This is a genomic window from Aquimarina agarilytica ZC1, assembly GCF_000255455.1.
Lineage (GTDB): Bacteria > Bacteroidota > Bacteroidia > Flavobacteriales > Flavobacteriaceae > Aquimarina > Aquimarina agarilytica.
Genome location: NZ_JH621253.1, coordinates 114308 through 130787, shown reverse-complemented (window position 1 = coordinate 130787; position 16480 = coordinate 114308). Strand labels below are relative to the sequence as shown.

Genomic DNA, 16480 nt, shown 5'->3' with positions numbered 1-16480 from the left:
TCTTTATTTGAGTTTACCCTAAAAAAAATTTAATAAAATAAGAAAAATTAAAAAACCGCTTAAGATTTCTCTTAAACGGCCTTTTCAAAACAACTCTTTTGTCTTTATTTCTTCTAATTTACTCTAATTGAGAATTACTTTTAATAATTTATCTTTTCCTGCAACTCCATTATTTTTTAGTTTCACTATATATAATGCAGGTTGTAAACTACTCAAATTTTCACTTGAAATTCCTGATGCAATTTGCTTTACTATTACTTCTCTTCCAAATAGATCATACACGGTTAAAGCTGCTTTTGTTTCTGTTTGAATAGCTATTGAATTTGTTTGATAATCAAAATACATTGTTGTATCATTATCAGCAATAGTACTAAAGTCATTAGTACTTAGTGTTGGGCCAGAACAATCTGGATCAATATCACCATGTTCAATAAACCAATTCAAATCGTTTTCAAGGATTTCAATTGCCGAAATAGCTTCATCGCAATAATCAACCCCTTTTGCCTCCAAATTTAAACCAAATTCAACAGCACTATCATCAATAATATCCGGAGCTTTTGACCATGCAATCAAGGTTTTTGTATAATTTTCACTTGACATTCCCGATTCACTTAAAAATAAACGCATATTTTTAACACCACTACCCTGCCTTGGATACCAGTTTTCTAAAGGTTGATCAAAAGAGGTCGCTCCTCTAAATACACCATCATGCTCTACAGATGAAATATTACTTAAATCCCAATTATCTAAAGGTTGATTAAATGCTTTAGCTTCTGCAAAAATATAAGATAACTCTTCTACACTACTTGTATCCCATGTATTAATATTTTGATTAAAAACTTCGGCATTTGAAAACATACCTCCCATAGATATCACTTTACTCACATCCCAGTTATTTAAAGGTTGATTAAACTCCTTAGCTCCACTAAACATTGAACTCATCTCTGTTACCTTTCCAACATTCCAAGAATTTAAAGATTGATTAAATGACTCAGCCCCTGCAAACATACCTCCCATAACTTCTACATTACTAACATCCCATTTATCTAGGGGCTGATTAAATTTAAGTGCACCACTAAACATATCAGACGTAATTGTTACTTTACTAACATTCCAACTATTCAATGGTTGATTAAATTTATCTGCACCTTCAAACATAGATCTCATATTAGTTACATTGCTTACATCCCATTTATCTAAAGGTTGATTAAACTCACTTGGGCCAGAAAATCCTATGGTAGCTTTAAACATACTAGCCATATTTGTAACATTACTTACATCCCAATCATTAAGCGGTTGGTTAAATATATCTGAAGAAAAGAACATACGCTCCATAAAAATAGCACTTGAAACATCCCAATCATTTAAAGGACTATTAAATTTTTCAGTTTTTAAAAACATATCACTGAAATCTTTAATTGTACTCACATCCCATTTACTTATATCACTATTAAACTCTTTACAACTAAAAAACATTGCTTTTAATGAAGTAGCTTTACTAAAATTTGGAATATCGGTAGCATTTATAGTTTTAAATTCTTTAATAAAGGCAAACATCTTTTCTCCAGAAAGCCATTCGTTAGTTCCCCACTGCTCAACAGAAATTACCGGAGCTCCTGTAGATTTACCTCCTAATTCTAATGCTGGATAAACACCTGTAATACTTACAGTAAATTCCCTTACGGTGGCATATTCATGCGTTACATCATCTGTTATATTAGTATCTGTGGTACCATCACCCCAGTTTACATTAAAATCATATCCTGCGAATTTATCGTCAATCTCAATTATAGCCTTTAATCTTTTAGCCTCGGTTTTATACTTTATTATAAACGCATTAGGATCTGTTTGAGCAAACATAAAGCTTGTTACTAATAAAGTAAATTGTAAAATAAATTTTTTCATAATTAAAAATTTTGTGTATTGTATAGCTTAACAACACCTTAAATTGTAATCACCCTATTTTATTTTTATTCTTATTAAAAATTCAACAAATAAATAAAAAACTAAAAATGAACTTAACTAAAAAAAGCCACCTAAAATAGGCAGCTTTTGAAACTAAAATTCTTTCTCTATGGGAAAAAATATATGATTAATTCAATATTATCTTTAATAATTCTTTTTCTTCTAAATTTTTATTTTGCAATTTTAATATATACACTGCTGGTCTTAATTCATTCAAACTTTGAGTAGATGCACCTACTTTTATTTGCTTGGTCAATACTTCTCTTCCTGATAAGTCATACACAGATAATTCTTTGTTAGACTCCGCATCTATAGTTAACGACTTAGTATTATAATTAAAAAACATTGTATTTTGATCTTTTTTTATTTTATCAAAATTTTCTGAACTTAATGTATTTCCTCCACAAGTTGCATCTAAACCTCCATCAAAATAAAAAGTCCATTTCAACTCATTTTTCAGTATAGATATTGGGTTTACAGCTTCTTCACAATAGGTTACAGCTTCTGCAGAAAAATGTCTTACATTGCTTGCAATATCAGGTTGTTTTATCCAAAAAACTAGCGTTTTAGTATAATTTTCACTTGACATTCCTGAGTTATTGAAAAAGAATCTCATTGATATTTCATTTCTGGGATACCATTGCTCCAAAGACTGATCAAAAGAAACAGCTCCCTCAAATACAGACTCAAATTTACTTGTAATTTGAGCCACCTTCCAATTATTTAAAGGCTGATTAAATTTTAGTGCATTTCTAAAAACAAAACTAGCTTGTTCTACATTAGCTGTATTCCAACCATTAATATTTTTATTAAATGCCTTGGCATCTTGAAACATACTTTCAATATTGATTACTTTACCCATTTCCCAAGCATCCAAAGGTTGATTAAACATCCCAGTACTTGCAAACATTAATTTTGCATTTTCTAAAGAAACAGTCTTCCAATTATTTATATTTTGGTTAAATGAAGCTGTTCCAAAAAACATTTTGCTCATATCTACCACGTTTGATACATCCCATTTATCGAGCGGCTGATTAAATACTTTAGAATTGACAAACATTCCTTCCATAGTTTTCACATTACTCACATCCCAATTATTTAAAGGCCTATTAAATGAATTATTGATTCCTGAAAATGCTCCAGACATATCAGTTACTTTGGATACATCCCATTTATCCAAAATTTGATTAAATGTTTCAGCATTAGTAAACATCTCAGCTATGGTTTTCACATTACTCATATCCCAATCATTCAATGGACTATTGAACTTTTTTGCATTATTCAACAAAAAGCTCATATCCTCAATTGTACTTACGTTCCATTTACTTATATCCGCTTCCAATTTTACACAATTAACAAACATTGCTTTTAAACTTGTGGCTTTTGTAAAATTTGGTAAATCAGTAGCATTTATTGTTTTCAGTGAAAAACAATTTTTAAACATGCCATCACCGGATTGCCACTCATTAGTACCCCATTGTTCAATTGCAGTTAGTGTTTCATTTACAGTTGATCCCATTTGCAAGGCTGGAAAATCTCCCGTTATACTTACTATATATTCTCCTTTAGCAGTAAATTGGTGTATAATATCATCTGATATATTTGTATCCGATGTACCATCACCCCAATTAATATCAAAATTATAACCAGTAAAATCTTTATTTATTCCGATATGGACATTGTCTGTATCCATAGTAACTTCGTACTTTAAAATAAATGCATTGGGATCCGTTTGAGCAAACATAAAGCTTGTAAATAACAGCGTAAATTGTAAAATAAATTTTTTCATAATCATGATTTTGTGTAAAACAATACAACCCTTATAATTATGATATCCCTATTTTATTTTTCATTTTTTTTAGATAAAAAATGTACAACTACACCATATTTCTCATATTCAATATTTTACATAAATTTTATTTTTTTTAATACCCTTAAGCTAATTACAACAAAACATAATCCACATGTTTATTAGACAATCCCCTCGACTCATTTTATATAAGCCTGAAAAGACTAATTAATTAAACATGAATAACCTATTTATTTTCTTTTAAAAAAGCTCACTTAATAGCTTTCATTTAAATAAAACTAAATCCATAAATCAAAAAAATCATAAAAAATTAACTATTTTGCCAAAAGGAGCTCTGTTTTTAGCTCCTTTTTAATTATATTTAATAATAAACACCTAAGATATAGCATATAACTACTATGACAGAAATTAAAAGACTATTCGACTTTCCATACTATCAGCTAGATAAAGGAAATTTATCCAATGCACTAGTTACTAAAGTGAATGGTGTTTGGGAAGAAACATCAACACAAGATTATATTAATAAAGCCAATCAAATTAGTAGAGGTTTATTACGTTTAGGCGTAAAACCTAATGATAAAATTGCTATTATTTCCACAAACAATAGGACCGAGTGGAATATTGTTGATATTGGTGTTTTACAAATTGGAGCTCAGGATGTCCCCATCTACCCTACAATTTCTGAAGAAGATTACCAATATGTACTTAATCATTCCGAATCAACGTACGTGTTTGTTTCCGATGATGAAGTATATACCAAGGTAATGAATATTAAAGATCAAGTTCCCAGTATAAAAGGAGTATATTCATTTGATACGATTAATGCTTGCGCAAATTGGAGTGAGGTTTTAGAACTTGGAAAGGATGATAGCAACCAGAATGAAGTCCAAAATTTAATGGATTCCATTAACGAAAATGATTTAGCTACCTTAATATACACCTCTGGCACTACCGGAAGACCAAAAGGAGTGATGCTTAGTCATCGCAATATTGTTCGTAATGCCATCAACAGCTCAAAACGTTTTGATATTGATGAAGGAAATGCAAAAGCCTTAAGTTTTTTACCTGTATGTCATGTATATGAGCGCATGTTACTTTATTTATATCAGTACAGATCAATTTCTATTTACTTTGCCGAATCCATTGAGGCTATTAGTGATAATTTAAAAGAAGTGAAGCCTGATGTAATGACTGCCGTACCGCGCTTGCTAGAAAAAGTGTACGATAAAATATATGCAAAAGGAACAGCTTTGACTGGTATTAAAAAGAAACTCTTCTTTTGGGCAATTGATTTAGGCTTAATTTATGAACCTTACGGACAAAATGGAGCCTGGTATGAATTTAAATTAGGAATTGCACGTAAACTCATTTTTAGCAAATGGCAAGAAGGCCTTGGTGGAAATTTAAAAATTATAGCTTCGGGTAGCGCCGCATTACAATCACGATTAGCCCGTGTATTTAATGCTGCAGGAATCAATGTCATGGAAGGTTATGGACTTACAGAAACTTCTCCTGTAATTTCGGTAAATGATATCCGAAACAATGGTTTTAAAATAGGTACTGTTGGAAAAGTACTTGATGAAACTACAGTTACTATAGCCGAAGATGGAGAAATACTTGTAGAAGGAGCCAGTGTAATGATGGGATACTATAAAAACCCTGAAAAAACAGCAGAAGAGATACAAAATGGAAAATTTCATACGGGTGATATAGGTGAAATTGACAGTGAAGGCTTCTTAAAAATCACAGATCGTAAAAAAGAAATGTTTAAAACCTCTGGTGGTAAATATGTAGCACCTCAAGTGGTTGAAAATACTATAAAACAATCGCCTTTTATTGAACAATTAATGGTAATAGGTGAAGGTGAAAAAATGCCTGCGGCATTCATACAACCAAATTTTTCTTACATAAAAGATTGGGCAGAAATTAAAAACATAACTATTGGTAATTCGTTTACCGAAATTTGTCAAAATGCTGATGTTATTAAACGAATTAAAGAAGAAGTTGATCAATACAATGCTAAATTTGGAAAATGGGAACAAGTAAAACGTTTTGAATTAACACCTGTAGAATGGAGTGTAGATTCTGGTCATCTAACGCCTACTTTTAAATTAAAAAGAAAGATCATTAAAGAAATACATAAAGATTTATACACCGAAATTTACGGTTAACAAAATCAATACTAAGTATTTAGAATAACAGTTTAAACCATAATAATTGATTTTAATTACTTATTCTGTTATATAAGTCTTAAATTATTACCAAACTCTCCTTAAATAGGAGAGTTTTTTTTTGTTTTCATATTTATTAACTAAATTGATGGAGGCTTCCACAAATAAAATTAATTTTATTATGCACGCATAATAAAATTTTTTATATTTACGTAAACTCTAGTACTTGTGGTTGCCTTAATTAAATACCAGACGTAGAGTATAAACTATACAATTATAAATGAGAGAACTCACTATAGATTATTTATTGCGCTCCACATGGATGGCGGTGGCAAAAATGTATAATGAAGAAGCTGGAAAAAAAGGGAGTACCATGTCAACAGGTTTTGCTTTGTTGAGTATTGATCCCGAAAAAGGAACCCCTTCTACTTCATTAGGCCCTAAAATGGGCATGGAAGCCACCAGTCTTTCTAGAACGCTAAAAACAATGGAAGAAAAAGGTTTAATTACCCGAAAAAAAAATCCCGAAGATGGCCGTAGTGTACTTATTGGTTTAACTGATTTTGGTTTAGAAATGAGAGAATTTTCAAAAGAAGTTGTTTTTAAATTTGATAATGCAGTTAAAGATGCCATTCCAAGCGATAAATTAGACACGTTTGTAGAAGTATTCCATACAATCAATGACTTGATATCAAACAAAAAAATTTATAACTCAAAATAATCACTAATTAAAATCATTTACATGAAACACTTAGTCAAATTTTTAGGATGCTATAAGTTGAATAAAAAAACAGTCAGATTTCTAATACAATCGCTTTAAAATAGAATTAGTTACACATGAAAAGAAATATAAACAAAATAGCCGTCATTGGCTCGGGAATTATGGGTTCCGGTATTGCTTGCCACTTTGCTAATATTGGTGTGGAAGTAGTATTACTGGACATTGTTCCTAGAGAATTAAATGATAAGGAAAAAGCTAAAGGCCTAACATTAGAAGATAAAGTAGTTCGAAACAGATTAGTAAACACTGCTTTAACTACTTCACTAAAATCAAAACCATCTCCAATATACCACCAAAGCTTAGCTAAACGCATTACTACTGGTAATTTAGAAGATGATATTGCTAAGGTGAGCGAAGTTGATTGGATTATTGAAGTGGTGGTGGAACGTTTGGATATTAAAAAATCCGTATTTGAAAAATTAGACGCGCATCGAAAACCGGGAACTTTAATTACAAGTAATACTTCCGGAATTCCTATTAAATTTATGAGCGAAGGTCGTAGTGATGATTTTCAAAAACATTTTTGTGGAACTCACTTCTTTAACCCTGCTCGTTACTTAAAATTATTCGAAATTATTCCTGGCCCTAAAACAGATCAATCGGTATTGGATTTCCTTAATGGATATGGGGATAAATTTTTAGGAAAAACTTCCGTAGTTGCCAAAGATACTCCTGCATTTATTGGAAATAGAATTGGTATTTTTAGTATACAAAGTTTATTTCATGCGGTTAAAGATTTAGGCCTAACTATTGAAGAGGTAGATAAACTAACTGGACCTGTTATTGGTCGTCCAAAATCAGCTACTTTCCGTACGGTTGATGTTGTTGGTTTAGATACTTTAGTACATGTGGCTAATGGTATTTTTGACAATTGCCCTAATGATGAGCAACATGACTTGTTCAAGCTTCCTGATTTCATTACAAAAATGATGGAAAATAAATGGTTAGGAAGTAAAACAGGACAAGGTTTCTATAAAAAGACTAAAAATGCCGAAGGAAAAACTGAAATCCTTTCGCTTGACTTAGATACATTAGATTATAGAACTAAAAAACGCGCTTCCTTCCCTACGCTTGAAATGACAAAGTCAATTGACAAAGTTGTCGATCGTTTTAAGGTTTTAGTAGGTGGTAAAGATAAAGCTGGTGAATTTTATCGTAAAAGCTTTGCTGCATTGTTTTCATATGTTTCTTTTCGTATTCCCGAAATTACTGATGCCCTGTATAAAATTGACGATGCCATGAAAGCTGGTTTCGGATGGGAACACGGTCCTTTTCAAATATGGGATGCTGTAGGTGTAAAAAAAGGAATTGAATTTATAAAAGCAGAAGGTTTAGAGGTAGCAGATTGGGTTACTGATATGATTTCTAGCGGAAGTGATACCTTTTACAGCGTAAAAGAAGGCGCTACTTATTTTTATGATATTTCTTCTAAAACACAATCAAAAAAACCGGGGCAAGATTCATTTATTATTTTGGATAACATCCGAAAATCAAATGAAGTATTTAAAAACTCTGGTGTTGTTGTTGAAGATATAGGTGACGGTATTTTAAATGTAGAATTCCAATCCAAAATGAATACCATTGGTGGTGATGTTTTGGCTGGTTTAAATAAAGCTATCGATTTAGCCGAAAAAGATTACCAAGGATTGGTTGTAGGAAATCAAGCGGCAAACTTTTCAGTTGGCGCCAATATCGGAATGATATTTATGATGGCTGTAGAGCAAGAATATGATGAGCTTAATATGGCTGTCAAATATTTCCAAGATACCATGATGCGTATGCGCTACTCCTCTATTCCAACTATTGCCGCGCCACATGGAATGGCCTTAGGTGGCGGTTGTGAACTTTCATTACATGCCGATAAAGTTGTTGCTGCTGCAGAAACATATATTGGTCTGGTTGAATTTGGTGTTGGTGTCATTCCTGGTGGTGGAGGTTCCAAGGAAATGGCACTTCGTGCAAGCGATAATTTCCAAAAAGGAGATGTTGAATTAAACGTTTTGCAAGAACACTTTTTAACTATTGGAATGGCTAAAGTGTCTACTTCTGCTTATGAAGCATACGATACAGGAATTCTTCAAAAAGGAAAAGATATAGTTGTAGTCAATAAAGACCGTCAAATTGGAGTAGCAAAATCTTATGCTAAATTAATGGCAGAACAAGGTTACACGCAACCCGTAAAACGAAAAGATGTAAAAGTACTTGGAAAACAAGCTTTGGGAATGTTTTTAGTGGGAACAGACTCTATGGAAGCTAGTAATTATATTAGTGAACACGATAAAAAAATCGCTAACAAATTAGCCTATGTAATGGCTGGTGGTGATTTATCTGAGCCAACCTTAGTCACTGAGCAATATTTACTGGATTTGGAACGTGAAGCCTTTTTAAGTCTATGTACCGAACGTAAAACATTAGAACGCATCGAACACATGTTAAAACGAGGTAAACCATTGAGAAATTAAATCTCATGCTATAAGCCTTTAGCTATTAGCCATTGGCTAAAAAGTTTAATAATTAAGTGCGCTGAAAGCCAATTGCCAATTGCTAACAGCCAAAAGCAAAATATAATGAAACAAGCATATATAGTAAAAGCATATAGAACAGCGGTTGGAAAAGCACCAAAAGGCGTTTTCCGATTTAAGCGAAGTGATGAATTGGCCGCAGAAACCATTCAACACATGATGAAAGAATTACCTCAATTAGATAAAAAACGTATTGATGACGTAATTGTTGGTAATGCCATGCCCGAAGGTTCTCAAGGACTAAACATGGCCAGATTAATCTCCTTAATGGGATTAGATATTATTGATGTTCCTGGGGTGACGGTGAATCGTTTTTGTTCTTCGGGGATTGAAACTATTGGTATTGCCACTGCAAAAATTCAGGCCGGAATGGCCGATTGTATTATTGCCGGTGGAGCTGAAAGTATGAGTTCTGTTCCTATGACAGGAAATAAACCCGAATTGAATTACGATATTGCGCAATCAGGCCATGAGGACTATTACTGGGGAATGGGAAATACGGCCGAAGCTGTAGCTAACCAATTCAAGGTATCACGTGAGGATCAAGATGAGTTTGCTTATAATTCACACATGAAAGCCTTAAAAGCGCAAGCCGAAAATCGTTTTCAAGATCAAATTGTACCTATTAATGTAGAACAAGTATATGTAGATGAAAATGGTAAAAAAGCTACCAAATCCTATACGGTTACTAAAGACGAAGGTCCCCGTAAAGGAACTAGTCTGGAAGTCCTGGCTAAATTGCGTCCTGTTTTTGCTCAAGGCGGAAGTGTTACTGCTGGTAACTCATCACAAATGAGTGATGGTGCTGCATTTGTAATGGTAATGAGTGAGGACATGGTTAAGGAACTTAACCTAGAGCCAATAGCTCGTTTAGTGAACTATGCAGCTGCAGGAGTTGAACCCCGAATTATGGGAATTGGACCAGTTAAAGCAATTCCAAAAGCATTAAAACAAGCCGGTTTAAAGCAAGATGATTTATCATTAATTGAGTTAAACGAAGCCTTTGCCTCGCAATCCTTAGCTGTAGTTAGAGAGCTTGGGCTTAATAAAGACATTGTAAACGTAAATGGTGGAGCCATAGCATTGGGTCACCCGCTAGGTTGTACAGGAGCAAAACTTTCGGTACAGTTATTTGATGAAATGCGTAAACAAAACATGCAAGGTAAATACGGTGCAGTAACCATGTGCGTAGGTACTGGACAAGGTGCTTGTGGGATATTTGAGTTTCTTTCTTAATTAAGAAAAAAGACTATAGAAGAAAGAGAATAGACTTTAAAAATCATAATGAAGAGACATAATTATAAAAATCTAAAAATATGGCAACTTAGTTTGGAGATCGCAAATAGTATTTCTGACTTAATTCAAAATTTTCCAAAACACGAAAGATATGATTTAAGCTCACAAATAAGTAGGTGCTCTATTTCCATACCAAGTAATATTGCTGAAGGATCTTCTAGAACAGACAAATCATTCAGCCATTTTTTAGACATTTCGTTAGGCTCTTCTTTTGAATTGAGTACTCAATTATTAATCGCGTTGCATAGAAAATATATAAACAAAGAAAATTTAACAATACTTGAAGAAAAAATAGAAGAATTCCAGCGAATGGCTATGGGTTTTCAAAATAGACTTAAATAAATCTATTTTCTATCCTCTATTTTCTCTCTTCTTTTTTTAAAATCTAAAATAAAATGGAAACAACAGAAAAAGACATATTACGAGGAGGACAATTCCTTGTTAAAGAAACAAAATGTGAAGATGTGTTTACTCCTGAAGATTTTTCGGAGGAACAAAAAATGATGAAAGAAGCGGTTACTGAATTTGTTGACCGTGAAGTCTGGCCGCATAAAGATCGTTTTGAAAAGAAAGACTATGCCCTTACCGAAGAAGTTATGCGTAAAGCAGGAGAACTTGGATTTTTAGGGGTTGCTGTACCAGAAAAATATGATGGTCTTGGAATGGGATTTGTTTCTACCATGTTGGTATGTGATTATATCTCTGGAGCTACAGGATCAATAGGTACTGCCTTTGGTGCACATACAGGTATTGGTACTATGCCAATTACCTTATATGGAACCGAAGAACAACGTAAAAAATATGTTCCAAAACTAGCTACTGGTGAATGGTTTGGTGCTTATTGTTTAACCGAACCAGGTGCTGGATCTGATGCCAATAGTGGTAAAACAAAAGCGGTGTTAAGTGATGATGGAAAATCATATAGTATCTCGGGACAAAAAATGTGGATTTCAAACGCAGGATTTTGTAATGTATTCATAGTTTTTGCACGTATTGAAGATGATAAAAACATTACTGGATTTATTGTTGAAAATGATCCTAGTAATGGTATTACCATGGGTGAAGAAGAGCATAAATTAGGAATTCATTCTTCCTCTACCCGACAGGTATTTTTTAGTGATACCAGGGTCCCTGCCGAAAATATGCTTTCGGAAAGAGGGAATGGGTTTAAAATTGCCATGAATGCCTTAAATGTTGGTCGTATAAAATTAGCCGCTGCTTGTTTAGATGCACAACGTAGGGTAATTACTAGTGGTGTAAATTATGCTGCCGAACGTATTCAGTTTAAAACACCTATTGTTCAATTTGGTGCTATTCGTAAAAAAATAGCTGAAATGGCTACTAATTGTTATGCTGGTGAATCCGCATCATACCGTGCTGCCAAAAATATCGAAGATCGTATAGCTATTCGTGAAGCTTCTGGAAATTCGCATCAAGAAGCCGAATTAAAAGGCGTTGAAGAATATGCTATAGAATGTTCTATACTAAAAGTGGCTGTTTCTGAAGATGTTCAAAACTGTTCCGACGAAGGAATTCAAATATATGGAGGTATGGGGTTCTCTGCCGATACTCCAATGGAGTCTGCTTGGAGAGATGCTCGTATATCTCGTATTTACGAAGGTACTAACGAAATTAACCGTATGCTTTGTGTAGGAATGTTAGTTAAAAAAGCAATGAAAGGACATGTAGATTTATTAGGTCCTGCTATGGCAGTAGCCGATGAATTAACGGGTATTCCTTCATTTGACACGCCTGATTATTCTGAAGTACTTTCTGAAGAAAAAGCTATTTTGGCTAAACTTAAAAAGGTATTCTTAATGGTTGCTGGTAGTGCCGTACAAAAATTTGGCCCTCAATTAGAAGAACATCAACAATTACTTTTAGCAGCAAGTGATATTCTGATCGAAATATACATGACAGAATCTACTATTTTAAGAACTGAAAAAAATATAAAACGTTTTGGTGAAGAGTCTCAAAAAGCACAAATTGCTATGACTCAATTATATTTATTTAATGCCATTGAAGACATTACTAGTAAAGCTAAAGAAGGTATTGCTAGTTTTGCTGAAGGCGATGAACAACGTATGATGCTTATGGGATTAAAGCGTTTTACCAAATATCAAAATATGCCTAATGTAGTGGCCTTGCGTAATATTATTGCCGATAAGGTTACTGCAGAAAATAAATACTGTTTTTAGTACTTTTTTAAATTTAGTTTATTAATCGAGTAAGCATTACGCTTACTCGATTTTTATTTTAACCCTTTTATATCAAGCGAATTATTTTTCAATAATAAACAAACCACTTTTTAATGAATCTGTATCTTGAATGATATAAGTTCCACTAGTCAACTGACTAATGTCTATTTTATTTGATCCTTCTGTACTAAGTACTTCTTCACCTAAAATAGAATAAATTTTTATCTCATTAATAGGTTCCCCAGAATCAATATTTATAACACCTGTTGCTGGATTAGGCCAAATATTAAATGTAGCACCTTCCTTTGTTGTATAATCATTACTACTTAAAACTGTATTTCCATTATAAGGCTTTATTCCTGTTTGGGATTCAATCCAACTCGAAGCTTTAGCTACATTTCCCCAAAAACCATAATCGCTACAAGGGTCACCTTCACCTCCACTAACAGTTCCAACTAATATAAACTTAGATTTATCAACAGAATCTACAACTAATGGCCCTCCACTATCACCTCTACATGCCATTCTTTCTTGATATTCTTCCACTCGTATACGATCATCAGATAAGGCTACATTTCCAAACTTTAAAACAGCCCCTTGCAAGTGATCTGGTGAAGAATTACTTATATTTGGGTCTGTCATTCCCCAACCTGTAGATGTACATAGTTTATCTTTTGCAACTAATCCTTCATTAAAAACTAATGGTGATGCATAAGTAATAGCCTTAGCAAAATCGCCAGATAAATCTAAAGGAGTTTCTAATTCCAAAAGCGCCATATCACTATTGGAATTAGGGTTTAAAATTGCTCTTTTCACCTTTACTGTTTGCCCCGTATAAAACTCACTCTTTTTGGTTATACCAGCTCTAACTGTGATATTCGAGCCATCTCCTTTAATACAGTGTTCTGCGGTTATTATCCATCTAGCACCTAAAATAGCACCTCCACAACCTCCTAGATCAACTTGATATGGATGATCTTCTATGAATACATCACTTCCGTTAACTATTCTTTTTGAAGTTTGATTTTTAAATTTGGTTTGTGTTTGAGCATTTCCCGATAGTGTACTTAAAAGACCTATTGTAACGGATAAACCTACTGAAATAAAGTTTCCTGCTTTCATAATGTTGTTTTTGAATTGTGTTTATTCCCCACTTTATCTTTATGGAATTTTATAAAGCTTAAGCCAAAAGTGGGATTAATTTTTGTTTAATTCAGTAGTAAACGTCTCAAAAAGCCTAATTAGTACCTAGAAAAAATTCTATAAACAATAACAATCGTACGATAAAAACTTCATTATTAAAACGAAAAAAAACACATAATCAAGCTTAACCGTATTTTAGGTATTTATACCTGCTTTTCATTTTAAAATTACGGGATAAGAAAAAAAATACATTTTTTTTGTGATACCCATTAATTCTTACAAAAACACAATAACTTTTTTTTAAGCATGTTATACGATAAAACGATAACTGTTACCAAAATGATGGTTATTAATATACAAAACACAAATCAATAACTCACAAAACTCACAAATCATTATCTCTATGAAATCATTAAACTTATACATAAAACCAATAGTCTTTTGGATTTTTTTAATTGTTTCCATTGCCTCTAAAGCGCAACATAAAAACATCGAAAAATTTTATCGAATAGAAGCTCAATTAACAACAGAGCAAGTAAAAAAACTTAAGCAAAAAGGCTTAGAAATAGATCATTTTCATTCTGAAAATGGAATAATTACTGCTGAAATTTCAAAAAGTGATCTCGATTTACTTAAAGCGAATAATGTAAAACTTAAAATAAAAATTAGAAATTTAGGAAAAAGACTTCCTAAAAGAAATAAACGAACGGATAGAAAAGCCTTAAGAAAATCATCCAAAAAAATAGTAAAACAAAGTAATTATAAAAGTATTAAAACTCCTAATAATTTTGAACTTGGAAGTATGGGAGGCTTTTTTACACTTGATGAGGCTTTAGCTATTTTAGATCAAATGCAGCAAAAATATCCAAACCTAATTACCCTAAAATCTTCATTGGGGAACTCTATCGAAAATAGACCGATATATATGGTAAAAATTAGTGATAACCCTACTGTAGAAGAGGCTAATGAAGAAGAAGTATTATTTACTGCAATACACCATGCTAGAGAACCTATTGGATTGTCTCAAATGATTTTTTACATGTGGCATTTATTAGAAAATTATGAAACTGATGATGAAATTAAAACATTAGTCAATAATACTGCTTTGTATTTTGTTCCTGTTATAAACCCCGATGGATATGTGCATAATGAATCTACTAACCCAAACGGCGGCGGTTTTTGGCGAAAAAACAGACGTGATAACGGTAATGGTACTTTTGACGTTGATTTAAATAGAAATTATGGCTATTTATGGGAACCAAATAATCCTTTAAATACCAATTCGCAAGCCTATAGAGGAACTAAAGCTTTTTCGGAACCAGAAACCACTGCTATTAAAAAGTTTGTAAACTCGCGTAAATTTTCTGTAGCCTTAAATTACCATTCATTTAGTAATTTGTTAATTCACCCTTGGGGCTATGCTCCAAATAGTTTCACTCCAGACAATGATATATTTGTAACCATGGCAAAATACATGACTGCGGAAAACAAGTATACATACGGAACGCCCCACCAAACACTTGGAGTATTTGATTTTGGCGCAAGTGATGATTGGATGTATGGAGAAGAAACTGAGAAACCAAAAATTTTAGCAATGACGCCTGAAATTGGATCTAGAGATGATGGGTTTTGGCCTGCCTCTAGCCGAATTATTCCTTTATGTGAAGCATCTTTTTATTTAAACGCTAAGCTAATACGCATGGCTGCTCTATATGCTAAAGTAACTTCTCAAAATGAAACTACCAAAGATATCACAGGAGTTATTAATTTTGATATTGAGCGCTTTAGCTTAAAAAATGCAAACTGGACTGTTAGCCTTACATCTGACTCCCCGTACGTTAAAACCTTAGGAACACCTGTTAGTTTTAATACATTAAAAATGTTCGAAAAAACTAATGGTAGCATTAGTTTTGAATTAAACGCAAACACCCCTAAAAATGAAATAATCCCAATAAAAATAAAAGTAACTAATGGAATATGGGATTATACTAGAACTGTTAATCTAAGCTTTGAAGGCAATACTACAACTGCTTGTGCTAGCCCAAAAGCCTTAAAAACTGTAAGCATAACAGATACAACTACTACTTTAGAATGGAACAGCACCGATAATGATGCCTATAAATTACGCTACAAAGTACAAGGAACTAGTAACTGGATTACGGTACAAACACCAAATACAACGACTACAACTATTAATAAATTAGAAGCTAACACTACATACGAAGTGCAAATAGCTAATAACTGTTCCAATTATAGTGACTCTTTAATTTTTAAAACTAATAAAGATGATACCTTAAGTGTTCCTAATTTTAATCAAGAAGCAAGTGTTTTTTACTTTTTCCCAAACCCTGTAAAAGATATCTTATTTATTGAATTAAATAAAGAAGATAAAACAAAACTAACTTACTATGAAATTTTTGACACGCAAGGAAAACAAGTTCAGACAGGCATTATAAATTCTAATGGAACTATCGATGTTAGTAACCTATCTCCTGAATTGTATTTTTTAATCGTTATTAATGGAGAAACCAATAAAAAAATCAAATTTTTAAAACACTAACTGCTAATTTTAATAATGGGTATTTAGTAGTAAT

10 protein-coding genes are annotated in these 16480 nt (G+C 32.6%); 7 read left to right on the top strand and 3 right to left on the bottom strand.

Annotation, left to right across the window (positions count from 1 at the left end; translation table 11 throughout):
- Nucleotides 1-123: 123 nt before the first annotated feature.
- Nucleotides 124-1905: a BspA family leucine-rich repeat surface protein gene (locus KQA_RS0206375; protein ID WP_010179251.1), complete on the bottom strand. Its 1782-nt coding sequence runs from the start codon at nucleotides 1903-1905 to the stop codon at nucleotides 124-126.
- 187 nt (nucleotides 1906-2092) lie between these two features.
- Nucleotides 2093-3754, bottom strand: a complete 1662-nt coding sequence (locus tag KQA_RS0206370; protein WP_010179249.1) for a BspA family leucine-rich repeat surface protein — start codon at nucleotides 3752-3754, stop codon at nucleotides 2093-2095.
- A 419-nt stretch (nucleotides 3755-4173) separates the two neighbouring features.
- On the opposite strand from KQA_RS0206370, the gene KQA_RS0206365 reads away from it, so the two are divergent.
- The 6 genes from KQA_RS0206365 (at nucleotide 4174) to KQA_RS0206340 (ending at nucleotide 12743) form a co-directional block, all read left to right on the top strand.
- Complete coding sequence (locus tag KQA_RS0206365; protein WP_010179247.1) at nucleotides 4174-5946, top strand: AMP-dependent synthetase/ligase; 1773 nt, start codon at nucleotides 4174-4176, stop codon at nucleotides 5944-5946.
- A 280-nt stretch (nucleotides 5947-6226) separates the two neighbouring features.
- The gene (locus tag KQA_RS0206360) at nucleotides 6227-6667 is read left to right on the top strand and encodes a MarR family winged helix-turn-helix transcriptional regulator (RefSeq protein WP_010179245.1); all 441 of its coding nucleotides are present in this window, start codon (nucleotides 6227-6229) and stop codon (nucleotides 6665-6667) included.
- Between the two features lie 116 nt (nucleotides 6668-6783).
- Entirely contained in the window at nucleotides 6784-9189 is a 2406-nt protein-coding gene (locus tag KQA_RS0206355; RefSeq protein WP_010179243.1) for a 3-hydroxyacyl-CoA dehydrogenase/enoyl-CoA hydratase family protein, read from the top strand.
- A 105-nt stretch (nucleotides 9190-9294) separates the two neighbouring features.
- Entirely contained in the window at nucleotides 9295-10485 is a 1191-nt protein-coding gene (locus KQA_RS0206350) for an acetyl-CoA C-acyltransferase (RefSeq protein WP_010179241.1), read from the top strand.
- A gap of 48 nt (nucleotides 10486-10533) precedes the next feature.
- Nucleotides 10534-10887: a four helix bundle protein gene (locus tag KQA_RS0206345; protein ID WP_010179239.1), complete on the top strand. Its 354-nt coding sequence runs from the start codon at nucleotides 10534-10536 to the stop codon at nucleotides 10885-10887.
- 53 nt (nucleotides 10888-10940) lie between these two features.
- Complete coding sequence (locus KQA_RS0206340) at nucleotides 10941-12743, top strand: acyl-CoA dehydrogenase family protein (protein ID WP_010179236.1); 1803 nt, start codon at nucleotides 10941-10943, stop codon at nucleotides 12741-12743.
- An 81-nt stretch (nucleotides 12744-12824) separates the two neighbouring features.
- On the opposite strand, the gene KQA_RS0206335 is transcribed toward KQA_RS0206340, so the two are convergent.
- Complete coding sequence (locus KQA_RS0206335) at nucleotides 12825-13865, bottom strand: trypsin-like serine protease (protein ID WP_010179234.1); 1041 nt, start codon at nucleotides 13863-13865, stop codon at nucleotides 12825-12827.
- 424 nt (nucleotides 13866-14289) lie between these two features.
- Between KQA_RS0206335 and KQA_RS0206330 the strand changes: the two genes are divergently transcribed.
- Nucleotides 14290-16446 carry a M14 family zinc carboxypeptidase gene (locus tag KQA_RS0206330; protein WP_010179232.1) on the top strand — a complete coding sequence of 719 codons (2157 nt, stop codon included), beginning with the start codon at nucleotides 14290-14292 and terminating at the stop codon, nucleotides 16444-16446.
- Nucleotides 16447-16480: the final 34 nt, after the last annotated feature.

Excerpts from the sequence above, each read along its gene's own strand:
- KQA_RS0206375 (WP_010179251.1), bottom strand. The coding sequence starts at position 1,905 with ATGAAAAAATTTATTTTACAATTTACTTTATTAGTAACAAGCTTTATG.
- KQA_RS0206370 (WP_010179249.1), bottom strand. The coding sequence starts at position 3,754 with ATGAAAAAATTTATTTTACAATTTACGCTGTTATTTACAAGCTTTATG.
- KQA_RS0206365 (WP_010179247.1), top strand. The coding sequence starts at position 4,174 with ATGACAGAAATTAAAAGACTATTCGACTTTCCATACTATCAGCTAGAT.
- KQA_RS0206360 (WP_010179245.1), top strand. The coding sequence starts at position 6,227 with ATGAGAGAACTCACTATAGATTATTTATTGCGCTCCACATGGATGGCG.
- KQA_RS0206355 (WP_010179243.1), top strand. The coding sequence starts at position 6,784 with ATGAAAAGAAATATAAACAAAATAGCCGTCATTGGCTCGGGAATTATG.
- KQA_RS0206350 (WP_010179241.1), top strand. The coding sequence starts at position 9,295 with ATGAAACAAGCATATATAGTAAAAGCATATAGAACAGCGGTTGGAAAA.
- KQA_RS0206345 (WP_010179239.1), top strand. The coding sequence starts at position 10,534 with ATGAAGAGACATAATTATAAAAATCTAAAAATATGGCAACTTAGTTTG.
- KQA_RS0206340 (WP_010179236.1), top strand. The coding sequence starts at position 10,941 with ATGGAAACAACAGAAAAAGACATATTACGAGGAGGACAATTCCTTGTT.
- KQA_RS0206335 (WP_010179234.1), bottom strand. The coding sequence starts at position 13,865 with ATGAAAGCAGGAAACTTTATTTCAGTAGGTTTATCCGTTACAATAGGT.
- KQA_RS0206330 (WP_010179232.1), top strand. The coding sequence starts at position 14,290 with ATGAAATCATTAAACTTATACATAAAACCAATAGTCTTTTGGATTTTT.